Origin of the sequence: Novosphingobium indicum, from assembly GCF_014645195.1 — a bacterium.
In the GTDB taxonomy this organism is placed as follows: Bacteria; Pseudomonadota; Alphaproteobacteria; order Sphingomonadales; family Sphingomonadaceae; genus Novosphingobium; species Novosphingobium indicum.
The window spans coordinates 1-923 of record NZ_BMLK01000094.1; the positions used below are offsets into that span (position 1 = coordinate 1).

General features: G+C 65.1%; 1 protein-coding gene. It reads left to right on the forward strand.

Translation table 11 applies throughout. The features are described from left to right. Nucleotides 1-15 precede the first annotated feature (15 nt). Nucleotides 16-923 (forward strand): IS630 family transposase gene (locus tag IEX64_RS24285; RefSeq protein ID WP_373290203.1). Its coding sequence is split into 2 segments (ribosomal slippage), with 907 coding nucleotides annotated over them: nt 16-366 and nt 368-923; the frame shifts between segments, so codons are not numbered across the junction. This gene is flagged as partial in the annotation.

Genomic DNA, 923 nt, shown 5'->3' on the forward strand with positions numbered 1-923 from the left:
TTCCGGAGGTGGATCATGGGAAGCTGCCGTTCTGACGATTTACGCAATCGGGTTGTTGAGGCGGTTGCTGCGGGAAGTTCGCGGCGGGCGGCTGCGGCGCGGTATTCGGTGAGTGCGAGTTCGGCGATCCGCTGGAGCGAACGGGCGGCGAACGAGGGCAGCCCCGCCCCGCGCAAGCAAGGTCGTCCGGCGGGCAAGGGGCCGCTGGCGGATCATCTGGACTTCATGGTCGCGGCGGTGGAGGCGCAGCCGGACATCACGATGAAGGAGCTTGCCGCCCGGCTGCTGGCCGAGCGTGGGATCAAGGGAGCCGAATGGACGCTCTCCCGGCTGCTCGGCAGGGCTGGGTTCACATATAAAAAAACAGCTGATGGCATCGGAATGCGCACGCGTCGATGTGGCTGAACGCCGCCGGGTGTGGATCGGCGAACGGCAACCTGCGATGCGCCGCGAACCGCACCGCCTGGTGTTCATCGACGAGACTTCAGTGAACACCAAGATGACGCGCCAACGCGGCCGGGCAAAGAAGGGCAAGCGCCTCACGGCCAAGGCTCCGTTCGGCAAATGGGGCACGCAGACGTTCATCGCAGGGCTTCGCCACGATGGCCTCACCGCGCCTTGGGTGATCCCCGGCGCGATGGATCGTGCAGCCTTCAACACCTACATCGAGACCCAGCTCGCCCCGACGCTGGCGCCCGGCGACGTGGTGATCCTCGACAACCTCTCGGTGCACAAGAGCGCCAAGGCCGAAGCCGCCGTCAGAGCGCGCGGCGCATGGATGCTGTTCCTGCCGCAATACTCGCCCGACCTGAACCCGATCGAGATGGCCTTCTCCAAGCTCAAGGCCCACCTGCGCAAGGCCGCAACCAGAACTTTCGATGCCCTGATCGCGGCCATCGGCAATATCTGCGATCTGTTCAAAC